This window comes from Streptomyces sp. NPDC004542, from assembly GCF_040610035.1.
Classification (GTDB): domain Bacteria; phylum Actinomycetota; class Actinomycetes; order Streptomycetales; family Streptomycetaceae; genus Streptomyces.
In genome coordinates this window covers 119,922-141,210 of sequence record NZ_JBEXLP010000006.1, presented here as the reverse complement: position 1 = coordinate 141,210, position 21,289 = coordinate 119,922, and the positions used below count along the sequence as shown (strand labels likewise).

At 70.7% G+C, this 21,289-nt stretch carries 15 protein-coding genes and 2 pseudogenes; 11 read left to right on the top strand and 6 right to left on the bottom strand.

Annotated elements, in window-relative coordinates; all coding sequences use genetic code 11:
• Nucleotides 1–47: 47 nt before the first annotated feature.
• The 3 genes from ABZX30_RS06080 to ABZX30_RS06070 form a co-directional block, all read right to left on the bottom strand.
• The gene (locus ABZX30_RS06080) at nucleotides 48–899 is read right to left on the bottom strand and encodes a carbohydrate ABC transporter permease (RefSeq protein WP_355929417.1); all 852 of its coding nucleotides are present in this window, start codon (nucleotides 897–899) and stop codon (nucleotides 48–50) included.
• On the bottom strand, nucleotides 896–1,840 hold the full coding sequence (locus ABZX30_RS06075) for a sugar ABC transporter permease (RefSeq protein ID WP_355929415.1): 945 nt from the start codon (nucleotides 1,838–1,840) through the stop codon (nucleotides 896–898). Before ABZX30_RS06075 ends, ABZX30_RS06080 begins: the two co-directional genes overlap by 4 nt.
• 237 nt (nucleotides 1,841–2,077) lie before the next feature.
• Nucleotides 2,078–3,346 (bottom strand): extracellular solute-binding protein, encoded by a 1,269-nt coding sequence (locus tag ABZX30_RS06070; RefSeq protein WP_355929413.1) that lies wholly within the window; start codon nucleotides 3,344–3,346, stop codon nucleotides 2,078–2,080.
• 185 nt (nucleotides 3,347–3,531) lie between these two features.
• Between ABZX30_RS06070 and ABZX30_RS06065 the strand changes: the two genes are divergently transcribed.
• Together ABZX30_RS06065 and ABZX30_RS06060 are read left to right on the top strand one after the other, a co-directional pair.
• On the top strand, nucleotides 3,532–4,413 hold the full coding sequence (locus ABZX30_RS06065; RefSeq protein ID WP_355929411.1) for an AraC family transcriptional regulator: 882 nt from the start codon (nucleotides 3,532–3,534) through the stop codon (nucleotides 4,411–4,413).
• A gap of 169 nt (nucleotides 4,414–4,582) precedes the next feature.
• A complete protein-coding gene (locus tag ABZX30_RS06060) occupies nucleotides 4,583–7,816 on the top strand; it encodes a discoidin domain-containing protein (protein ID WP_355929408.1) in 3,234 nt (1,077 codons plus the stop codon).
• Between the two features lie 115 nt (nucleotides 7,817–7,931).
• Here ABZX30_RS06060 and ABZX30_RS06055 read toward each other — a convergent pair whose 3' ends face one another.
• Complete coding sequence (locus ABZX30_RS06055) at nucleotides 7,932–8,417, bottom strand: GNAT family N-acetyltransferase (protein ID WP_355929405.1); 486 nt, start codon at nucleotides 8,415–8,417, stop codon at nucleotides 7,932–7,934.
• 77 nt (nucleotides 8,418–8,494) lie between these two features.
• On the opposite strand from ABZX30_RS06055, the gene ABZX30_RS06050 reads away from it, so the two are divergent.
• Entirely contained in the window at nucleotides 8,495–9,298 is an 804-nt protein-coding gene (locus tag ABZX30_RS06050) for an exodeoxyribonuclease III (RefSeq protein WP_355929404.1), read from the top strand.
• A gap of 8 nt (nucleotides 9,299–9,306) precedes the next feature.
• Here ABZX30_RS06050 and ABZX30_RS06045 read toward each other — a convergent pair whose 3' ends face one another.
• Nucleotides 9,307–9,951, bottom strand: a complete 645-nt coding sequence (locus ABZX30_RS06045; protein WP_355929401.1) for a MerR family transcriptional regulator — start codon at nucleotides 9,949–9,951, stop codon at nucleotides 9,307–9,309.
• Nucleotides 9,952–10,082: 131 nt separating this feature from the next.
• Here ABZX30_RS06045 and ABZX30_RS06040 point away from each other — a divergent pair, with 131 nt between their 5' ends.
• The 4 genes from ABZX30_RS06040 to ABZX30_RS06025 all read left to right on the top strand — a co-directional run bounded on the left by ABZX30_RS06040 (nucleotide 10,083) and on the right by ABZX30_RS06025 (nucleotide 13,831).
• Nucleotides 10,083–11,669 carry an NAD(P)/FAD-dependent oxidoreductase gene (locus tag ABZX30_RS06040; protein WP_355929398.1) on the top strand — a complete coding sequence of 529 codons (1,587 nt, stop codon included), beginning with the start codon at nucleotides 10,083–10,085 and terminating at the stop codon, nucleotides 11,667–11,669.
• Nucleotides 11,666–12,589 (top strand): alpha/beta hydrolase, encoded by a 924-nt coding sequence (locus ABZX30_RS06035; protein WP_355929396.1) that lies wholly within the window; start codon nucleotides 11,666–11,668, stop codon nucleotides 12,587–12,589. The genes ABZX30_RS06040 and ABZX30_RS06035 overlap by 4 nt, the downstream gene beginning before the upstream one ends.
• Nucleotides 12,586–13,470, top strand: coding sequence for an SDR family oxidoreductase (locus tag ABZX30_RS06030; protein WP_355929393.1), 885 nt, complete (start codon nucleotides 12,586–12,588; stop codon nucleotides 13,468–13,470). Before ABZX30_RS06035 ends, ABZX30_RS06030 begins: the two co-directional genes overlap by 4 nt.
• Before the next feature lie 154 nt (nucleotides 13,471–13,624).
• Nucleotides 13,625–13,831, top strand: coding sequence for a hypothetical protein (locus ABZX30_RS06025; protein WP_355929391.1), 207 nt, complete (start codon nucleotides 13,625–13,627; stop codon nucleotides 13,829–13,831).
• Between the two features lie 120 nt (nucleotides 13,832–13,951).
• Here ABZX30_RS06025 and ABZX30_RS06020 read toward each other — a convergent pair whose 3' ends face one another.
• A complete protein-coding gene (locus ABZX30_RS06020) occupies nucleotides 13,952–17,362 on the bottom strand; it encodes a S41 family peptidase (RefSeq protein WP_355929389.1) in 3,411 nt (1,136 codons plus the stop codon).
• A 165-nt stretch (nucleotides 17,363–17,527) separates the two neighbouring features.
• Between ABZX30_RS06020 and ABZX30_RS06015 the strand changes: the two genes are divergently transcribed.
• The 4 genes and pseudogenes from ABZX30_RS06015 to ABZX30_RS06000 all read left to right on the top strand — a co-directional run.
• On the top strand, nucleotides 17,528–18,121 hold the full coding sequence (locus tag ABZX30_RS06015) for a TetR/AcrR family transcriptional regulator (RefSeq protein WP_355929387.1): 594 nt from the start codon (nucleotides 17,528–17,530) through the stop codon (nucleotides 18,119–18,121).
• 129 nt (nucleotides 18,122–18,250) lie between these two features.
• Nucleotides 18,251–20,470, top strand: coding sequence for an MMPL family transporter (locus tag ABZX30_RS06010; RefSeq protein ID WP_355929384.1), 2,220 nt, complete (start codon nucleotides 18,251–18,253; stop codon nucleotides 20,468–20,470).
• 121 nt (nucleotides 20,471–20,591) lie between these two features.
• Nucleotides 20,592–20,833: pseudogene (locus ABZX30_RS06005) on the top strand (hypothetical protein); the annotation flags it as partial.
• Between the two features lie 248 nt (nucleotides 20,834–21,081).
• Nucleotides 21,082–21,255 (top strand): annotated as a pseudogene (locus ABZX30_RS06000) (DUF397 domain-containing protein); the annotation flags it as partial.
• Between the last annotated feature and the right edge of the window lie 34 nt (nucleotides 21,256–21,289).

Below are 21,289 nucleotides of genomic sequence, written 5' to 3'. Positions count from 1 at the left end.
CGTGCCGGCGTCGGCTCTTCGGTGCGGCGGCCGGGGTGCGGGGTGCCTCAGCCCTTGGTGGCACCCGAGGTGAGGCCGGAGACGAACCGCTTCTGCAGAAGCAGGAACAGGATCAGCAGGGGCAGGCTCGCGACGAACATGAAGGCGAAGGTCGTCCCGAAGTCCGAGTTGAACTGCCCGAGCGACCGGTAGATCCCGGTCATGATCGTGGTGCCCTTGTCCGGGCCCAGCAGGATCAGCGGGTTCACGAAGTCGTTCCAGACCCACACGCTGACGAAGATCGCCACCGACGCCATGGCGGGGTGCATGAGCGGGAAGACGACCCGGGTGAAGATGCGCACCGGGCCGGCGCCGTCGAGCGCGGCGGCCTCGTCGAGCTCCCGTGGGATCTCCCGGACGAAACGGGAGAAGACCAGGACGGCGAACGGGATGTAGTAGCCGACGTTGAAGACGACGAGCCCGGCGTAGGTGTTCAGCAGGTTCAGCGGCCGCAGCACCTGCGTCACCGGAATCAGGATCACCTGGAACGGGATGGCGAGGCCCAGCAGCAGGACACCGGTCAGTACCCGCTGGAGCGGCCCTTGGTGACGCCCCAGGTAGTAGCCCAGCATCGAGCCGAGCAGCACGACGCAGGCCATGCTGACCGCGGTGATGACGAGCGTCCGGACCAGCGTGCCGACCAGGTCGTAGTCCGGGGAGTCGAAGACCGATATCAGGTTGCCGAGCGTGAACGGGGACGGCAGGCTCATCGGATGCGCCGTGATCTGGGCGTTCGGCTTGAAGACGTTGACGATCGCCAGATACAGCGGAAGGGCGTATCCGGCGGTGACGAGGATCGCCGCCAGGTAGCGGCGCACGGTGGTGCGGCCACCGCCCGCCGGAGGTGTCGCGGATGTCATCGGTCGGCCTTTCTCGCAAGGGCGGCTCCGGCCATCGACAGCAGCGCGATGGTCGCCAGGATGACCATCGAGACGGCGGCCGCGTAGCCGGCCCGGTTCTCGGTGAAACCGACCCGCAGCACCTGCAACGCGCCGGTGTCCGTGGCGCCGTTGGGGCCGCCGCCGGTGAGGATCAGGGAGGTCTCGTAACTCTTGGCCCCGTTGATCAGCATGATCGTCGAGTTCACCGCGAGGGCGGGCCGCAGCAGCGGCCAGACGACATGGCGGAACCGGCGGACCGGCCCGGCGCCGTCGATCTCGGCCGCCTCCAGCAGTTCGGCGGGAACTCCTTGCAGTGCCGCCAGATACACGGTGGTCGCGAACCCGATCATCGGCCAGACCGAGACGATCATCACGCTGAGCTGCGCGCCCCGCGCCGTCCCCAGCCAGCTGTGCTGGAGCGACGTCAGATGCAGGCTGTGCAGAAGGGAGTTGAGGATTCCGGTGTCGGTGAGGATCGACGACCACAGGAAGGCGACGACGACGCCGCTGAGGATCACCGGGACGAAGGTGACGGTGCGCAGGACGTGGAAGGGGCGGGACGGGCGGTTGAGCACCACGGCCAGGGCGACGCCGCCCGCGTTGGAGACCACGATCAGGAACGCCGTGATGGTCAGGGTGAAGCCGTAGGCACCCCAGAAGCCGGGGTCCGAGAACAGGTCGCGGTAGTTGTCCAGCCCGATGAAGCGGCCGCTGGAACTGAGGAGGTTGTAGTCCTCCAGCGAGTAGACGACGCACAGTCCGAGCGGTGTCAGCACCGCGAAGGCGTAGAGCAGGAACGAAGGCGCCCCGAGCACCGCGAACGTGCCGGCCGCGGTCGCGGTCCTCTGGTTCCACCACCTGCGGGGCGCTTCGCGCCTGGCGTCGTCAGCCGCCTCGCGGAGCGCGGTGCCGTCCGTCATCGTGGGCTTCCCTCCCCTCTCCCGCTCGGGCTCCCGCGGGGTTCTCGCCACCGAGGTGGCCGGTTGTCCTGCCAACGTTTCCTCCAGGCTCGTCTCGGTCGGATCGGTGGGATCGGTGGGATCGGTCGGATCGGGATCGGTCGGGCGGCGGGCGCAGGCCACTGCGTGGGGTGCGGACCAGGAAGGATCCGCACCCCACGGGTGACGCGCCCCGGGCCCTTCGGCCGGACACTCCGCTCACTTGGAGAGGCTGTCCCAGGAGCTGTCGAGACGTGCCGCGAACGCCTTGGCGGAACCGCCCCCGATCAGGCCCTGCATGGCCTTGCCGAAGGCGTCGCCGAACCCGGCCGGCGGCGAGGCGTCGCCCACCTCGTTCAGGAAACCGACCACGTGCGTGTACGACGTGTCGTTGAGGAGTTTCAGCGACGTCAGGGTCGCCTGGCTCGTGCCCGGCAGGGGGGTGATGCCGTCGACGATCGGCAGGACGCCGTCCGACTTCATGTCGTTCGCCTGCCACGACGGATTGGTGATCAGCGACACGGCCGCCTTCTTCGCCTCGGCGGGGTGTGCCGTCTTCGCGGAGACGTACACGGCCGCGCCGATCGAGACGGGGAGCACCTTGCTGCCGTCAGCGGTGGGGAAGGGGAACACGCCCACGTCGAACGAGGTCTTCGTCGCCGTCGCCCACGAGCCCATCGGCCACATGGCGGCCTCGCCGGCCTTCCACTTGGTGGTCGACTGGGCGTAGTTGATGCTCAGCGCGTCCTTGTTGATCAGACCCTTGTCGCGCAGTGCGACGAACTTCTCGACCGCCGCGACGAAGTCGGGGTCGGAGAACTTGACCTTGCCCGCCTTCCGCTCGGACAGCCAGTCGGGTGACTTGCCGTAGACGTCGGCGGTCACGATGCCCTGAAGGAGGTATCCCGCGGACCAGAGGTCGGAACCGCTCTGCACCAGGAAGGGAGTGATACCGGCCGCCTTGAGCTTCTCCGCGTCGGCGACCAGTTCGTCGAAGGTCGCCGGAGGCCGCTCGATGCCGGCCTTGGCGAACGCCTTCTTGTTGTAGTGCAGCGCCGGGGTGAGGAAGGAGCCGTTCCAGAGGTTGTAGGTCTTCCCTCCGATCGTTCCGTACCCGGAGGGGACGTTCATGCCCTTGAGGTCGGCCTTGTCGAACGGCAGCAGCGCCCCGGCCTTCACGAACTCGGGCCCGGGAGCGTCCCACAGGATGTCCGGCAGCTGCCCGGTGGCCAGCAACTGCTTGGCGTACGCCTGCCGGTCGAGGTTGGGCGTGTACAGCAGCTTGATGCCGACGCCCGGGTACTTCTTCGTGACGTCGGAGGAAGCGTTCTCCCACAGCGACTTCGTCACATTGGGGCTGGTGAAGGTGAGGAACTTCAGTTCCACCTTCCCGTCGGTGCTGCCGGACGATCCGGATCCACAGGCGGTGAGCAGCATCGCTGATATGGCGAGCGAGGCTGCGAGAACCGTCGCGCGGCGAGACTTCACGGGCATTCCTTTCCACTGGCGTCGGAAAGATGGCGGCTCTGTTGGAATTGCCCGATCCGGCGCAGAAACGGGTTACTCGTCCCCCCCGTAATGTTGCGCCGACTTTAACGCGAGGTTGAGTCGTTTCAACTACCCTTGCGAGCAACCAGAAGTTGGATCATCTTGACTCCCCGGGAGAGGTGACCGTGCACACCGTCCCTCACGAGCAGGTGCTGCCCTTCCTTGCGACGCCGATCGCGTCCCGGAGCGTGATCCACGCGGAGGACCTGCCGGTCCACACCCACGCCTTCATGGAAATCGCGATCGTCTGCGAGGGAACCGCCACGCACACCTCCTCCGCCGGCTCCAGGCCGATCGAACGCGGGTCGTTGATCCTGGTGCGCGCCGGTGAGTGGCATGGATACGAGGACTGCCGCGACCTGATGGTCATCGACGTGTACGTCGGACTCGAGCTGTTCGCGCACGAGTTGGCGTGGATCACCGCGGACCCGAGCATGGGCGTGCTGCTCAACCACACCTATTCCGAGCGCCTCGGCCAGGCCGGCGAGCAGGCCACGCTCGACCCCGAGTCCTTCGCCCGGGTCGAGGCGTGGTGCGCGGCGCTGGCTTCCTCCGACCGCCGAGCGGTGCAGGACCGGGCCACCAGGATCGGTCACCTGGTGCTGATCCTCGGTGAGGTGGCGGCGGCGCTCTTCCCGCAAGGCAAGGGCAGCTACCTGCCCGCGACCGCCCACCCGTCCGTGCTGCGCGCGGTACGGCTGATGGAGGAGGAACTGGCCCTGCCCTGGACGCTGGAGGCGCTGGCCCGTGAGGTCAGCCTCGCACCCGCCTATCTCGTACGGCTCTTCAGCAAGCACCTGGGCATGCCCCCGATCGCCTACCTCAACAGGATCCGTGCGGAGCGGGTCAGCGCCCTGCTGATCGAGACGGATCTGTCAGTGGCCGCGATAGGGGCACAGGTGGGCTGGACCGACCCCACCTACGTCAGCCGTCGTTTCAAAGCGTGTTTCGCCATGTCGCCGGCCCGGTACCGCGCGGCGTTCCGCGCCCGGTCGGTACGGCAATGACGTCGGCGTCCGGCCGGACTCGGAGAGACGGACGAGGGTACCGCGAAAGATCATTTCCGTCGGTGTCAAGAATATCCAATTGCACGTCAGTGATTGATTAACCACTGCTCCTTCGGGCGCCCCACGATGGTGACCAAAAATTAACTCCGCCCCGTCAAGGAGTTTTCCCATGTGGGATAAAATCTGGTCCCTTTGTCGGCTGAAACTGGGCGTTGCCGCCGCACTCACGGCATCGTCACTCGTACTGCCCGTCCTGACCGCGAGCCCGGCGAACGCGGCGACCGTCGACTGGGACGCCCTCAAAACGGTCCTCACACGTGCGACGTCGACCACGACCAGCGCACCCACGGCGACGCCGAGCGACAACGTGCCCGACGGTCCCCTCATGGGCAACGGCCACATGACGGCGGTCGTCGGCGGGAGCGCGAGCGCCCAGACGTACTACGTCTCGGCCGGCGACTTCTGGCAGGACAAGCAGCCGAGAACCATCGGCGGGGTCACGGTCTCCATCCCCTCCCTGTCGTCGGTGACGACGTACCAGCAGAAGCAGGACATCCTGAACGCGGAGGTCCGCTCGACGTTCACCACCTCCACCGCGCAGATCCTCGAGCGGTCATGGGTGTCGGCGAACGAGGACACGATGGTCCTGAGCCTCACCAACGCCTCCTCCTCGACGGCCAGCCCCGCCATCACGGTCTCCACCTACGCGGGAGCGTCGGCCTCGCTGCCCACCACCGCGGGCCTGACCTCGGGCAACACGATGTGGGCGACCCGCTCCTCGAACGGCTCGACATGGCTCGCCAACGCCGCGCTCGCCAGCAGAGTGCTGGACGGCTCCTCCGCCACCTACAGCACCGACAGCAGCACCAAGGCCTCGGCGGCCTTCACCCTGGCTCCCGGGCAGACCGTACGGATCGCCACCGTCCTCGGTGACAGCGCCGGCAACGTCAGCGGTTCGCCGTGGGCCGCACCGGCCTCCATGAGTACGGAACTCGCAGCGGCCCAGTCCCGTGTGGCCAAGCTGAACGTCACCGCCGGGAACGCCGACTCGGTGCTCGACGCCGACGCGCTGCACACGGCTCACCTGGCCTGGTGGAAGAACTTCTGGACGAGCGGCGCCAACGTCGACCTCGGCGGCGGCTCGGTCGAGCGGTACTGGTACACCTCGCTCTACGCGATGGCCGCGAGCAACCGCGCGGGCAAGTCGGCGCCGTCCATGACGGCCTTCCTCACCAACGACACCCCGGTGTGGGGCGGCAACTGGACCAACGACTACAACTTCGAGATGCCGTACCAGGGTCTCTACGCGGCGAACCACATCGAGTTGACGGCCCCCTACGAGCGAGGTGTCCTCGACTGCTTCGCGGCGTCGAAGGCCAGAGCGACGGCGGCCGGGTCCCAGGGTGTGATCTACGGCAACAACATGATGACGGGGGGCCAGGGCTGCGACTTCAGCACCGACGAGATGAAGGGCAACGCCGCCTGGCTCGCCCTCAACTTCGTCAACCACTGGAACTACACGCACGACACGTCATGGGCGGCCGAGACCGGTTACCCGTACCTCATCGAGGTCGCCAACTTCTGGGACCACGACTTGAGTGCGGACGCGAACGGTGTCTACAACATCCAGAACAGCGCCCAGAACGAGTGGAGCAGCTATCAGCTGAACCCGATCGGCGACATGTCCTGGCTGCACTACATGTACCCGGCGCTCATCCAGATGAGCACGGCCCTGGGCGTGGACTCGTCGCGGCGCACGCTCTGGCGGGACATCGACGCCCACCTCGCGCCCTACCCGACCTTCACGAACCTCGGGCACAAGGACTTCAAGGCCACTCAGGACGCGCCCGGCTTCTACGGCGGCGACGCCAACCCCGCGAACGCCGTGTTCCCCGGTAACAACATCGACCTCGGCTCGTCGGCGGCGCTGGTCACCACGGCGCAGAACACCATCGAAGACCTCGACGTGTGGTGCCAGGGCAACTCCTTCGCCTGGATCTTCCCGGCGGCGGCCCGTGTAGGCCTGCCGGAGACGTACAAGAAGCTCACCGGCTACCTCGGTGGCGGATGCGGTTCCGGCCAGCCGGGGCTGCGCGGGAACTCCACGGTCGCCCAGTGGGGCGGCGGCGCCGAGACCTTCGGCGGCATGGAGACGGTGAGCAGCATGCTGCTCACCGGCGCGACCGGCGCGATCCGGCTGTTCCCGGACTGGCCGCACGGCAAGGACGCCTCGTTCCAGAACATGCTCGCCTCGGGGGCCTTCACCGTCTCCAGCAGCCTGGCCTCGGGCGTGGTCGGCACCACCACCCTGACCAGCAACACCGGGGCCGACGCGCGGGTGGCGAGCCCGTGGGCGCCGGGGACCGTCACCGTCACCGACACCACCACCGGCTCGGCCGTCTCCACCACCAGCGCGCCGGGGAACGTCGTGTCGTTCCCGACGACCACCGGCCACACCTACCGGCTGACCGGAACCGGCACCTACGACTACGCCCGGGTGAACCTGTCGGGCATGGGCACGGCATCGGCGAGTTCCACCCACACGGGTGACGGCTGGTCCGTCGCCGGCCTGAACGACTCCGTCGAGAGCAGCACGAGCGCGTCGATGGGATGGTCCAGCGGCGACTCGGGCTCGACCGCCAACCACACCGAGTGGGCGCAGATCGACCTCGGCTCCAGCCAGGTCCTGGGCGGCGTCGACCTGTATCCCCGCGATGACTCGGGCAACGTCGGAGCGGGCTTCCCGGTCGACTTCACCATCGCGGTCTCCGACGACGCGAGCACGTGGACGACCGTGGTCACCAAGACCGGCTACGCGCAGCCGTCCGGTGTGCGGAGCTTCTCCTTCGCGACCACGTCGGCGCGCTATGTCAGGGTCACCGGTACCAACCTGCGCCCCAACGCCTCCGACGGGGGCCGTTACCGGATGCAGCTCGCGGAGATGGAGACCTTCGGGCCGGACGACCTCGCCCTGGAGGCCACCGCGACGGCGAGTTCCAGCCATGAGGGCGGTACCTGGTCGACCGCGAACGTCAACGACAGGGGCCTTGCGACCGGCTGGTCGAGCGGTGACTCCTCCGTCTCCGGCAACCACACCGAGTGGGTACAGCTCGACCAGGGGTCGGCTACCACCCTGTCCGAGGTCGATCTCTATCCGCGGCTGGACAGCGGCAACGTGGGGGCGGGCTTCCCGGTCGACTTCACCGTCGCGGTCTCGAACGACGCGAGCACGTGGACGACCGTGGTCACCAAGACCGGCTACGCCCAGCCGTCCGGCGTCCAGCCGTTCACCTTCACCGCCACGTCGGCGAGATACGTCCGGATCACCGGGACGAGCCTGCGGGCCAACGCGAACGACTCGGGCTACTACCGGATGCAGTTCGCCGAAGTCGCCCTGCGATGACCTCGGTCGCACCCGGCGTCGACGGGAGACCGTGAAGGCACGCCACGCGTCGTGAGGCCCCACTGACGCGTCATGAAGCCCCGGTCGGCGTCGTCCGGCCGGGGCTTCAGCGCGTTCAGAAGTCCTTGAGCGCCTTCGCGAAGCAGCGGCTCTCCTCGTGGTGGCGGTAGTAGCCGAACTTGGCGCACGGCTCGTAACCGCTGGAGGAGTACAGGGCGATGGCCTCCGGCTGCTTGGTGCCGGTCTCCAGGACCATGCGGAGGCGGCCGGCCGCGCGGGCGTCCTCCTCCAGGGCGGCGAGCATGCGGCGGGCGAGGCCCCGGCCGCGCATCCCGTCGACGACGTACATGCGCTTGAGCTCGGCGTCGCCGTCCACGTTGCCCTCCCCGTTGGCGTCCCGGCTGCGCCAGCCGCCGGTGGCGACGGGCCGGCCGGTCTCGTCGTACGCGATCAGGTACACGCCGCTCGGCGGCTCGAAGTCCGACGGGGCGAGGGCCGTGGCGTCGCCGCCGTCGCCGTAGCGCAGGTGGTACTCGGCCTGGACCGCGTCGTTGAGCCGCACGGCGTCGGGGTGGTCGAAGGACACGCGGCGCATATTCATACTGGGCATCGTACATTCATGCGTAGAGGGATCCGGGTGAAGGCTGAACCCGTCCAGTGTGCCGGTATCGTGCCCTGGTGCTGACAGTGACCTCGGTGAATGTGAACGGGCTGCGGGCCGCCGCGAAGAAGGGCTTCGTGGAGTGGCTCGCGGACACCGAAGCGGACGTGGTGTGCCTTCAGGAGGTGCGCGCCGAGCCGCAGCAGCTGCCCGAGGGCGTCCGCCGGCCCGACGGCTGGCACGTCGCGCACGCCCCGGCCGCCGCCAAGGGCCGTGCGGGCGTCTCCCTCTACAGCCGGCGCGAACCCGACCGCGTCCAGGTCGGCTTCGGGTCCGCCGAGTTCGACACCAGTGGCCGGTACGTCGAGGCCGACCTGCCCGGAGTCACGGTCGCCTCCCTGTACCTGCCCTCCGGCGAGGTCGGCACCGAACGGCAGGACGAGAAGGTCCGCTTTATGGCCGAGTTCCTCGCCTACCTGAAGGGACTGCGCGAGCGGGCCGCCGCGGACGGTCGCGAGGTGCTCGTCGTCGGCGACTGGAACATCGCCCACCAGCAGGCCGACCTGAAGAACTGGCGCGCCAACACGAAGAACTCCGGCTTCCTGCCGGAGGAGCGGGAGTGGCTGAGCAGGGTCTTCGACCGGGCGGACGGCGGCTACGTCGACGTCGTACGGGCGCTGCATCCGGAGGCGGCGGGACCGTACTCGTGGTGGTCGTACCGAGGGCGGGCCTTCGACAACGACTCGGGCTGGAGGATCGACCTCCACGTGGCCACTCCCGGCCTCGCGGACAGGGCGGTCAAGGGCTTCGTGGAGCGGGCGGCCACGCACGGGGAGCGCTGGTCCGACCATGCGCCGGTGACGGTGGTGTACGGCCTGTAGGGCGCGGCTCAGTCCCGTTCGTGCTGCCGTCGGTCCAGGGCGAGGGACAGTTCCGCCTCCACCACGCTGCGCGCCAGTGGCCGCAGGCGTCGCAGGTTCTCCTCGGGGCCGTGGCGCAGGACGAGGTCGGTGAAGAGGCCGGCGAGGGCGTCGGCGTGTTCGCGTACGCGCCCCGCGACCGCCAGGATCTCCGCGAGCGGGATGCCCTCGCGGGCCAGCGTGGAGGAGACGTCCAGCAGGCGGCGGCTGATGTGGACGATCTCGTCGCCGTCGGTGCCCAGGTAGCCGAGTTCCATCGCGGCGGCGAGGTTCTCCGGGGTGACGTCGCCCTCGAAGCGGGCGGCGAGTTCCTCGGGGGTGAGGCGGACCGGCTCCTCCTCGGTGGGGGCGCCGACGCCGAGCAGGTCGGCGACGTCGCGGCCCTGGTCGAGGGCTTCGGCGAGTTCCGCGATGCCGTTCAGGGTGTGCCCGCGTTCCAGCAGGGCCGAGATCGTGTGCAAGCGGGCCAGGTGGTGGTCGTCGTACCAGGCGATACGGCCCTCCCGGCGGGGCGGGGGGATCAGCTTGCGTTCCCGGTAGAAGCGCAGGGTGCGCACCGTGATGCCGGCCAGTCGGGCCAGCTCCTCCATGCGGTACTCACGCTTGTCTGCCACGCCCGCACCCTACGTCGTACCCGGGGTAACTTTCCTCGCCACACCCCCTACCGGTCGGTACGGACCTGCTCTACAGTCCCATTGCGCCAGTGTTCACTGGCGGAGTCGCGTCGCGCAAGGAGGCTGTCGGGATGACCGAACACGAACACGTACGGGTGGCGGTGATCGGATCCGGATTCGGCGGGCTGGGCGCGGCCGTGCGACTGCGCCGCGAGGGGGTCACCGACTTCGTCGTCCTGGAACGCGCCGACAGCGTCGGCGGCACCTGGCGGGACAACGACTACCCCGGCTGCGCGTGTGACGTGCCGTCACACCTGTACTCGTTCTCCTTCGCGCCCAACCCCGACTGGCCGCGCGCCTTCTCCGGGCAGGAGCACATCCGCGCCTACCTGGAACACGTGACGGACGTCTTCGGTCTGCGGCCCCACATCCGCTTCGGCGCGGAGGTACGGCGGATGGCCTGGGACACCGGGAAGCTGCGGTGGGACATCGAGACGGCCGGCGGCTCGCTGTCGGCGGACGTCGTCGTCTCCGCCACCGGCCCGCTGTCCGACCCGAAGATCCCGGACATCCCCGGCCTCGACACCTTCCCCGGCAAGGTCTTCCACTCGGCCCGCTGGGACCACGACCACGACCTCACCGGCCGGCGGGTCGCCATGGTGGGCACGGGCGCGTCGGCGATCCAGATCGTGCCGTCCATCCAGCCCCGCGTCTCCCGGTTGACCCTCTTCCAGCGCACCCCGGCGTGGGTGATGCCCCGCATGGACCGGCCGATCAGCGGCGTGGAGCGGCGGCTGCACCGGGCCCTGCCGTTCACCACCCGGCTCAGGCGCGGACTGCTGTGGGGCATCCGGGAGTTGCAGGTCCAGGCGTTCACCAAGCGCCCCGAGGAACTCGGCCTGGTCGAGCGGCTCGCCAAGCGCAACATGGCGCGGGCGGTCAAGGACCCGGCCCTGCGCGCCAAGCTCACCCCGGACTACCGCATCGGCTGCAAGCGGATCCTGCTGTCCAGCGAGTACTACCCGGCGCTCGCCCGCCCCAACGTCGACGTCGTCGCGAGCGGGCTCGCCGAGGTGCGCGGCTCGACCCTCGTCGCCGCCGACGGCAGCGAGGCCGAGGCCGACACGATCGTCTTCGGCACCGGCTTCCACGTCACCGACATGCCCATCGCCGAGCGGGTGGTCGGGGCGGAGGGCATCACCCTCGCCGAGGCCTGGCGTAAGGACGGGATGCAGGCGCTGCGCGGCACCACCGCCACCGGGTTCCCGAACTGGCTGACGATCATCGGGCCCAACTCCGGCCTCGGGAACTCCTCCATGATCCTCATCATCGAGTCCCAGCTGAACTACCTGGCCGACTTCGTGCGCCAGCTCGACGTCCTCGGCGGCCGGGTCGCCCTGGACGCCCGCCCGGGCGCCGTGACGGCCTGGAACCACACGGTGCAGGAGCGCATGAAGCGCACGGTGTGGAACACCGGCGGCTGCACCAGCTGGTACCTGGACGCGAACGGCCGCAACACCACCATCTGGCCGGGCACGACCACCGAGTTCCGCCGGGCGACCCGGCGGGTGGACCTGGCCGAGTACCAGGTCGTCCGGCCGCCCGCGGCGAAGGGGACCGCCGGGAGCGCCGGGGGTGCCGAGAGCGCCGGGACCGCCGAGAGCTCCGGCAAGCAGACCGCCGCCGACTCCCACGACCCGAGCGAGGTCACCGCATGAGCCGCCGCACCCACCCGGCCGCCGGCCCGTACGCCCCGCCCGCCCCCGACCGTGTCCTGACCGCCGTCTCCGCCGACGGCGCCCGGTTGCACGTCGAGGTGCACGGCCCCGACGGCGCGCCCCCCGTCGTCCTGGCCCACGGCTGGACCTGCTCGACCGCGTTCTGGGCGGCGCAGATCCGGGAACTGGCCGTGGACCACCGGGTCATCGCCTACGACCAGCGCGGCCACGGCCGCAGCCCGGCGAGCCCCGACTGCACCGCCGAGGCACTGGCCGACGACCTCGAGGCGGTGCTCGCCGAGACCCTCGCGCCGGGGGAGAAGGCTGTGATCGTGGGCCATTCGATGGGCGGGATGACCGTGCTGGCCGCCTCCGCGCGGGCCCGCTTCCGGGAGCACGCGGCGGCCGTCCTGCTGTGCAGCACGGGCAGTTCACGGCTGGTCGCCGAGTCGCTCGTGGTGCCGATGCGCGCGGGCCGGGTCCGCACCTGGCTCACGGCGCACATCCTGGGCTCGCGCGCCCCGCTGGGGCCGGTCACGCCGGTCGCGCGGCGCATCCTCAAGTACGCCACCATGGGCGCCGGTTCCGCCCCGCACCTGGTGGAGGCCTGCGCGCGGATCGTGCACGCCTGCCCGCGCGCCGTGCGCCACGCCTGGTCGCGGGTGCTGGACACCCTCGACCTCGACCACGGCGTACGGGAGTTGCGGGTCCCGACGGTCGTGATCGTGGGCACGGCGGACCGCATGACCCCACCGGTGCACGCGCGCTCGCTGGTGGCCGCGCTGCCGCACTGCGTGGGCAGCGCGGAACTGGCCGGCGTCGGCCACATGACACCGGTGGAGGCACCGGAGCTGGTGACCGGGAAGATCCGGGAACTGGTCTTCGGGTACGTGACGGACACGGTCAAGGAGGGCGCGTGAGCAGGGTCGGTCTCGAAGGACAGGTCGCGGTGGTCACCGGAGCCGCGCGCGGTGTCGGTGAGCTGCTCGCGCGCAAGCTCTCCGCGCGCGGCGTCAGGGTGGCGCTGGTCGGGCTGGAGCCGGAGGCGCTGAAGGAGGTGGCCGGGCGGCTGCACGGCGACAGCGGCACCTGGCACGCCGACGTCACCGACCACGAGGCGATGACCCGGGTCGCCCGGGAGGTCAAGCAGCGGTTCGGCAAGGTCGACATCGTCGTCGCCAACGCCGGGGTCGCGACCGGCGGTCCCTTCGCGGACTCCGACCCGGAGGCCTGGCGGCGGGTGATCGAGGTCAACCTGATCGGGTCGGCGGTGACCGCCCGCGCCTTCCTGCCGGTGCTCGTCGAGAGCCGGGGCTACCTGCTCCAGGTCGCCTCGCTCGCCGCGATCACCCCGGCGCCGATGATGACCGCGTACTGCGCGTCCAAGTCGGGGGTGGAGGCGTACGCGCACAGTCTGCGCGCCGAGGTCGCTCACCAGGGCGTCCGCGTCGGCGTGGCCTATCTGTCCTGGACCGACACGGACATGGTGCGCGGCGCCGACCAGGACGAGGTCATGCGTGAGCTCAGGCAGCGGCTGCCGTGGCCGTCCAACAAGACCTATCCCCTGGGCCCGGCGGCCGACCGGATCGTGGCCGGCATCGAGCGGCGGTCCGCCCATGTGTACGGGCAGTGGTGGCTGCGCGGGATGCAGGGCGTGCGCGGGTATCTGCCGGGTCTCATCGGGACGGTGGGCCAGCGCGAGATGCGGCGCTTCGCGTCCCGGCTGGAGGGCATGCGCACGGGCCTGGTGGGCGCGGGCGGCGCGGCCGACGAGCAGGAGCGGTCGGTGCGGCGGCAATAGCCCCGGACGCGACTGTCTCAGGCCGAAACTGACCCTGGACCAGCGGTTGTTACCCACCGTTAATGATCGAAATGCGTACCGTGTCGGGCCGTGTGAATCTGGTCGAGGCCCCATCGAGGGGCCAACCCCCCACCCACCACGGGAGTGAACCCACATGGGTATGAAGGACCAGTTCCAGGAGAAGGCCCGCGGCATGCAGGAGCAGGGCAAGCAGAAGGCCGGCGAGGTCCGTGAGAAGGCCGGCCAGCGCGGCCAGCAGTCTCCGCAGCGCGGCCAGCAGCCGCGTGAGCGCGGTCGTCAGGACATCGACGACACCGAGCGGGAGATGCAGGACCGCTTCAGCGAGGACTACGACGCCTGACGCGGTCTCCTGACCCGGAGGGGCGCCCCTGACGAGGGGCGCCCCTTCCCGCGCGCCACCGTTCGGCGTGTCCCTCCCTCGGCGTGTCCCTCGTGGCGTGGTCCTCGGCGGGTCCGGGGCTCACCGGTCCGTCGGCCGCCGCGGCAGCTTCGGCCGCGGACGGTCCGGCACCTCGGGGGAGTCGGGCGGGACCGCCGCCGGCTCGGTGGTCAGCAGCTCCAGCGCCAGCTGCACCGCGTCGTCCAGCTGCGCGTACCGGCCCTCCGCCCAGTCCAGGGGGGTGCGCAGCGCCTCCAGGTCGGGGGCGACGCCGTGGTTCTCCACGGACCAGCCGTAGGCGTCGAACCAGGCCGCGTTCATGGGCACCGTGATCACCGTGCCGTCGCCCAGCCGGTGCCGTCCGGTCATCCCGACCACCCCGCCCCAGGTGCGCTGCCCGACCACCGGCCCGAGCCCGAGCAGCTTGAAGGCGGCGGTGATCATGTCTCCGTCGGAGGAGGTCGCCTCGTCCGCCAGCGCCACCACCGGCCCCCGGGGCGCGTTCGAGGTGTACGACACCGGCCGGGCGTTGCGGGTCAGGTCCCAGCCGATGATGCTCCGGCTCAGCTTCTCGATGACCAGCTCGCTGATGTGGCCCCCCGCGTTGCCGCGCACGTCCACGATCAGCGCGGGCCGCGACAGCTCCATGCGCAGATCGCGGTTGAACTGCGCCCAGCCGGAGCCGCCCATGTCGGGGATGTGCAGGTAGCCGCACGTGCCGCCGCTCAGGTCGTGCACCACGGCGCGGCGTTTGGCGACCCAGTCCTGGTAGCGCAGGGGCCGTTCGTCGACGAGCGGGACGACGGCGACCCGCCGGGCCGGGCCCTCCTCGCCCTCCGGCGGCCCGAAGGTCAGCTCCACCGTCGTACCGCCCGCCCCCGCCAGCAGCGGGTACGGCCCGGCCACCGGGTCCACCGGCCGGCCGTCGACGTGGGTCAGGACCGCGCCGTTCCGGATGCCGGTGCCGGCCAGCGGGGAGCGGGCCCGGGAGTCGGAGGAGTCGCCGGGCAGGATCCGCCGCACGATCCAACCGCCTTTGCGGCGGTTGAAGTTGGCGCCCAGCACGCCCTGGGGGCGCTGGTAGTGCGCCGGGCCCTCGTTGCGGCGGGCGGCGCTGACGTAGGCGTGCGAGGTGCGGAGTTCGCCCAGCACCTCGCGCAGCAGGTCGGCGAACTCGTCGGGGGAGGCGACGTGTTCGACCAGCGGCCGGTACTGGTCGAGAACCGCGTCCCAGTCGATGCCGCACATCCCCGGGTCCCAGAAGTAGGCGCGGATGAGCCGGCCGGCCTCGTCGTACGCCTGGCGCCACTCGGCGGCCGGGTCGACCGAGTGCAGGATCCGGCGGGCGTCGATCCAGGTCGTCGTGTCGGCGTCGCCGGACTCGGTGGACGGCACCGCCCGCAGGTCGCCCTCGTCGACCACGACCAGCCGGGTGCCGTCGCCGCTCACCGCGAACCAGTCGAGGTGGGCGACGAGTTCGGACTTCTTCGCCTTGGTGATGGTGAAGTGCTCCAGCGTCGGCCGGCCGGTGGTGTCGTCCGGGTTCGCGAACGTCTCGCCCAGCGCGCCCGAGATCGGCCAGCGCAACCAGACCAGACCGCCGCCCGCGACCGGTTGCAGGGCGGAGTACTTGGAGGCGGTGACCGGGAACGGCGTCACCCGGTTCGCCAGCCCCTCGGCCTCCACGGTCACCGCGCCCGCCTCGCCGCCGCTCTCCTCGTCCTCGACCGGATCCAGTCCGCCGGCCGCCGGCCGGCCCTCCGGGTTCAGGGCGAAGGGGGACGGGGTCGCCGAGGACAGGGGGACGAGGTAGGGCTTGCAGCCGAGCGGGAAGGACAGGTCCCCGGTGTGCACGTCGTACACCGGGTCGAAGCCCCGCCAGGACAGGAAGGCCAGGTATCGGCCGTCCCGGGTGAACACCGGGTTCTCGTCCTCGAAGCGGCCGTCGGTGACGTCGATGATCAGCCCGTCCTTTATCCGGGCCATCTTGATCTGCCGCAGCGTCCGCCCGATCCCGGGATGCGACCAGGTGAGCCACGCCCCGTCCGGCGAGAACGCGAGATCCCGTACGGGTCCGTTGACCGACCGGATCAACTCGACGACCTCCCCGCCGGGGGCGCCGGGATCACCAGGGTCACCGGGGGCGCCGGAGCTGCCGAGGCTTCCGGGGCCGCCGGTGAGGTCGGGGCCGCCGACGCCATTGGAGCCGGCAGGGGTGCCGGAGCCCTCGGAGCCGCCGAGACCGGTGGAACCACCGGAGCTGCCGGACTCGCCGGAGGCGAGGAGGAGCAGCCGGCCGTCGTGGGCGGCGAGGGCGAGGCGTTCGCCGTCGGGGTCCGAGACCATCTCCAGGACGCGGCCCAGCCGTCCGGAGGCCAGTCGGCGCGGTGCGCGCTCGCCGGTGGCGCGGGGGAGCTGGGCGATCTCGATCGCGTCCTCGCCCTCGGCGTCGGTGACGTAGGCGACCTGCCCGGTCGAGCCCAGCATCTCCGGGAGCCGGATGCGCACGCCGGGCGGGTCGCTGATCGTGCGGGCGGGGCCGTCGCGGTGGGTGAGCCAGTACAGGGAGCCGCGTACGACGACGGCGCTGGCGCGGCCCGTCTCGTCCACGGAGATGCCGTCCACGTGCTGGGCGGCCGGGACCTGGTGCGTACGGCGGCCCGCGCGCGGCCCGGACAGGCGCACGTCCAGCCGGCGCGGTTCCGAGTCCGGCGCCAGGTCGTCGACCATCCACAGCTCGCCCGCGCACTGGTAGACGACCCGGGTGCCGTCGCTGGAGGCGTGCCGGGCGTAGAAGGCGTCGTGGTCGGTGTGGCGGCGCAGGTCGGAGCCGTCGTACGCGCACGAGTACAGGTTGCCGATGCCCTCGTGGTCGGAGAGGAAGGCGATCCGGCCGGCCACGAACATGGGGGAGTGCAGGTGCCCGCCGATGCCGGGCAGCAGCCGCCGTCCGTGCAGCCACAGCCGGCCCGTGGCACCGCCCCGGTACCGTTTCCAGGAGGCCGGTTCGTGCGGCGGTGTGCCGGTCAGCAGCAGGGTCAGGTGCGCGCCGTCGACGTCGGCGACCTGGATGTCGGCGACCGGCCCCCAGGGCAGCTTGCGGCCCGGGTCGCCGTCGGGGGTGACCTTGTAGGCCCAGGTGAAGTGCGAGAAGGGCTCGCCGTGGGAGGCGACGGCGAGGATGTCGCTGTGTCCGTGCTCGTCGGGCGGGGCCCAGCCGCAGACCTGGGTGTCCGGGCTGCCCCAGTACGTCAGCTGCCGCCCCGGCCCGCCGTCGACCCCGGCCAGGTGGATCTCGGGCACCAGACTGCGCCAGGTCGTGTACGCGATGTGGCGTCCGTCGGGCGAGAAGCGGGGGTGCCCGGCCTTGGTCCGGTCGACCGTGAGCCGCCAGGCGCGGCCCGGGGTGTCGAGCGGGGCCAGCCAGAGGTCGTCCTCGGCCACGAAGCAGAGCAGATCGCCGCTGAGATGCGGCAGGCGCAGATAGCTCACCTCCCCAGGCTTTCCCCGGGGACGAACCGGGGCAACTCGTGCGGAAACACCCGCCCTGACCAGGCGTGACACAGCGCACGTACGAAACCGTTTCGTTTCGCAGGTGTCTTGCGCTACATTCTTCCTGTACGCAACGGAGTCGTTCGGAGCGGGAGGGTGGAAGAGATGACCGAGACCGCCACGGCGCGTCGCAGTCGGATCACGCCCGAGCGCGAGGCCGAGCTGTACGAGGCCGTACTCGAACTGCTCCGGGAAGTCGGCTACGACGCCCTCACCATGGACGCCGTGGCCGCCCGCACCCGGTCCAGCAAGGCCACCCTCTACCGCCAGTGGGGCGGCAAGGCCGAGCTGGTGGCGAAGGCCGTGCGGCACGGCAAGCCCGGCCACTCAGCCGACGACGTCGACACCGGGTCGCTCAAGGGCGACCTGCACGCCCTCACCCTGCGTGCGGACGACTGCGAGATGGAACAGAGCTCCGCGCTGATGCGGGGCCTGGCCATGGCGATCCACTCCAACCCGGACCTGCTGAGAGCGTTCAAGGAACACCTCATCGAGCCGGAGCTGGTGGAGATGCGCCGGGTGCTGCAACGGGCGGTCGACCGGGGTGAGATCCGGCCGGACAACCCCGCGATCGACTTCGTGATGCACATGGTGATCGGCGGGTTCGCCGCCCGCACGATGATCGACGAGCAGCCGCCGACGCAGGCCTTCCTCCTTGCGTACATCGACGCCGTGGTCCTCCCCGCCCTCGGCGCCTGACCCGTCCCCACCCCTTTCCCACCCCCTGGCGTCACCGCTCACGTCGTCGGGACGGTCACCCCTGCCTCCCCCACCGGGTGATCACCCCTGCCCCGAAACACCCCACGACCTGACCGGGAGTACGCCCACGTGGCCACGTTCCTCTATCGACTCGGCCGGTTCGCCTTCCGGCGACGGCACTTCGTCGCACTCTTCTGGGTGGCGCTGCTGACGCTCGCCGGCGTCGCCGCGGCCGGCGCGCCCGCCGCCGGCTCCACTTCCTTCTCCATCCCCGGCACGGAGGCGCAGAAGGCCTTCGACCTGCTGGACCAGCGCTTCCCCGGCTCCAGCTCCGGCGGTGCCACCGCCCGCGTCGTCTTCAAGGCGCCCGGCGGCGAGAAGATGACCGACGCCGCCCACAAGGCGACGGTCGAGAAGACGGTGAAGGAGCTGGCCGACGGCTCCGAGGTCGTCTCCGTCGCCGACCCGTACACCGCGCACGCCGTCAGCAAGGACGGCACGGTGGCGTACGCGTCCGTGCGCTACGAAAAGCCCGGCATGGAGCTCGAGGACGCCTCCCGCACCGCCCTCAAGGACACCGCCCGGCAGGCGCGAGGCGGCGGGCTCACCGTCGAGATCGGCGGCGACGCGCTGCAGGCGGGCGCCGAACCGGGCGCCATCGGCGAGGTGGTCGGCCTCGCCATCGCCGCCGTCGTCCTCGTCATCACCCTCGGCTCACTCGTCGCCGCCGGACTGCCGCTGCTGACGGCGATCATCGGCGTCGGCATCGGCGTCTCCGGCATCACCGTCCTCGCCGAGGCGCTCGACCTCGGCGACACGACCTCCACCCTCGCCCTGATGATCGGCCTCGCGGTCGGCATCGACTACGCGCTGTTCCTGGTCTCCCGCTACCGCGCCGAACTCGCCGAGGGCCGCAGCCGCGACGAGGCGGTCGGCCGGGCGACCGGCACGGCCGGCTCGGCGGTGGTCTTCGCCGGCCTGACGGTCGTGATCGCGCTGGCCGGCCTGTCGGTCGTCGGCGTCCCGATGCTGACCAAGATGGGCCTCGCGGCGGCCGCCACCGTCCTGGTCGCCGTCCTCATCGCACTGACGATGATCCCGGCGCTGCTCGGCTACGCGGGCCGCAGGATCAAGCCGGCGGGCCGGAAGCGCCGCAAGGCCGACGGCGCCCGCTCCGGCGGGCCCGGGATGGGCGAGCGCTGGGCGAGCTTCGTCGTACGGCGCCCGGCCGCCGTCCTGCTGCTCGGCGTGGTCGGTCTCGGCACGGTCGCGGTCCCGGCCGCCCAGCTGGAACTGGGCCTGCCCGACGACGGTTCGCAGCCGACGTCCACGACCCAGCGACGCGCCTACGACCTGCTGTCGGAGGGTTTCGGCCCCGGCTTCAACGGCCCCCTGATGATCGTCGTCGACGCCAAGGCCAGCGACGACCCCAAGGCCGCGGGGACCCTTGTCGGCGACGACATCAAGGGCCTGAAGGACGTCACGACTCTCACCCCGGCACTCTTCAACAAGGCCGGCGACACCGCGATGATCACCGTGGTCCCGGGCTCCGAGCCGTCCTCCACGCAGACCGAGGACCTGGTGCACGCGATCCGCGACAAGGGAGCGGACGTCACGGCCGACACCGGGGCGAAGGTCCTGGTCACGGGCACCACCGCCATGAACATCGACTTCTCGCAGAAGCTCGGCGACGCGCTGGTCCCGTATCTGGGCCTGGTGGTCGGACTCGCGTTCCTGTTGCTGATCGCGGTGTTCCGCTCGATCCTGGTCCCCCTGAAGGCGGCGCTCGGCTTCCTGCTCAGCGTACTGGCCGCGCTCGGCGCCGTGGTCGCGGTCTTCCAGTGGGGCTGGCTCGGCGGCCTGCTCGGAGTGGAGCAGACCGGCCCGATCATGTCGATGATGCCGATCTTCATGGTGGGCGTGGTCTTCGGCCTGGCCATGGACTACGAGGTGTTCCTCGTGACCCGGATGCGGGAGGCGTACGTCCACGGCGAGACACCCGGCCAGGCCGTCGTCACCGGCTTCCGGCACAGCGCGCGGGTCGTGGCGGCCGCGGCGGTCATCATGATGGCCGTGTTCGGAGGCTTCATCACCTCCAGCGAGTCCATGATCAAGATGATCGGCTTCGGCCTGGCGATCGCCGTCTTCTTCGACGCGTTCGTCGTCCGCATGGCCATCGTCCCGGCGGTGCTGGCGCTGCTCGGCCGCAGGGCCTGGTGGCTGCCGAAGCGGCTGGACCGGGCGCTGCCCGACGTCGACGTCGAGGGCGAGGGGCTGAAGGCCCTCGACTCCGCCGGTCATGCCCGGGACTCGGATCCGGACGAGGACCGGGAGCTGGCGACGGCCTGAGAACCGGAGGGCCTTCACAGGCCTGAGGGCCGGATGACGGGCGGCCTTCCGTACGCGGTGGTGCAGTGCGCTGCACGCCGGGTTCGTCAGGCCGCTCCCTCGTTGCGCGGGGCGCCGGACGGGCGCTTTCGTACGGGGCTACGACGTCACGCTCGTCGCCGACGTGCACACCGTGAACGACCGGCGCGAGTGGGGCGCCCCGCCGCCGGAGCAGGTCATCGCCCACACGAACCTGTACGGGCGCTGGCAGGGGGCGCCGGGGCGCAAGGCGGCCGGGACACGAAGGACGTGACGTTCGGCGGCCGAGACGCTCACGGTTCTCCGATTCCCGCCACCGGGAGTGGCCCCTTCCCCCTACCGTGATCGGCGACGGTGCGTGAGTGGCTGGTAACTGTCCGGCGTTCGTCTCGGACTGTCCCGGCTGTCCTGAAGTTCGCCGACGGCTCGGCCATCGGACGTTCCGACGGCCCATTCAACGGCCGCCCGGTCTCAAGTCCCCGAGACCTTCGTATCCTTGAGCTGCGTTACGGGATGATCCGGGCCCAGGCCCTCCCGCCGGGGGAGTCGTCGGCCTTCATCGAAGAAGTGCTGGGGAGACTAGGAGCGCCACCGACCTCCACCGGTTCAAGAGCAGCTACAGCGGCAGCGGCGAACCCGGCGACTGCGTCGAAGTCGCCGTCACTCCCGCCACGATCCACGTCCGCGACTCCAAGGCCCCGCGGGCCGCACAACTCACCGTCGCCCGCGCCACCTGGACCGCCTTCCTCACCCGCGTGTCGCGCTGAACTCGGTCGCGTGCCCGGTGCACCCGCCGCTAGC

Excerpts from the sequence above, each read along its gene's own strand:
- ABZX30_RS06080 (WP_355929417.1), bottom strand. The coding sequence starts at position 899 with ATGACATCCGCGACACCTCCGGCGGGCGGTGGCCGCACCACCGTGCGC.
- ABZX30_RS06025 (WP_355929391.1), top strand. The coding sequence starts at position 13,625 with ATGGGTATGAAGGACCAGTTCCAGGAGAAGGCCCGCGGCATGCAGGAG.
- ABZX30_RS06040 (WP_355929398.1), top strand. The coding sequence starts at position 10,083 with ATGACCGAACACGAACACGTACGGGTGGCGGTGATCGGATCCGGATTC.
- ABZX30_RS06060 (WP_355929408.1), top strand. The coding sequence starts at position 4,583 with ATGTGGGATAAAATCTGGTCCCTTTGTCGGCTGAAACTGGGCGTTGCC.
- ABZX30_RS06035 (WP_355929396.1), top strand. The coding sequence starts at position 11,666 with ATGAGCCGCCGCACCCACCCGGCCGCCGGCCCGTACGCCCCGCCCGCC.
- ABZX30_RS06075 (WP_355929415.1), bottom strand. The coding sequence starts at position 1,840 with ATGACGGACGGCACCGCGCTCCGCGAGGCGGCTGACGACGCCAGGCGC.
- ABZX30_RS06055 (WP_355929405.1), bottom strand. The coding sequence starts at position 8,417 with ATGAATATGCGCCGCGTGTCCTTCGACCACCCCGACGCCGTGCGGCTC.
- ABZX30_RS06015 (WP_355929387.1), top strand. The coding sequence starts at position 17,528 with ATGACCGAGACCGCCACGGCGCGTCGCAGTCGGATCACGCCCGAGCGC.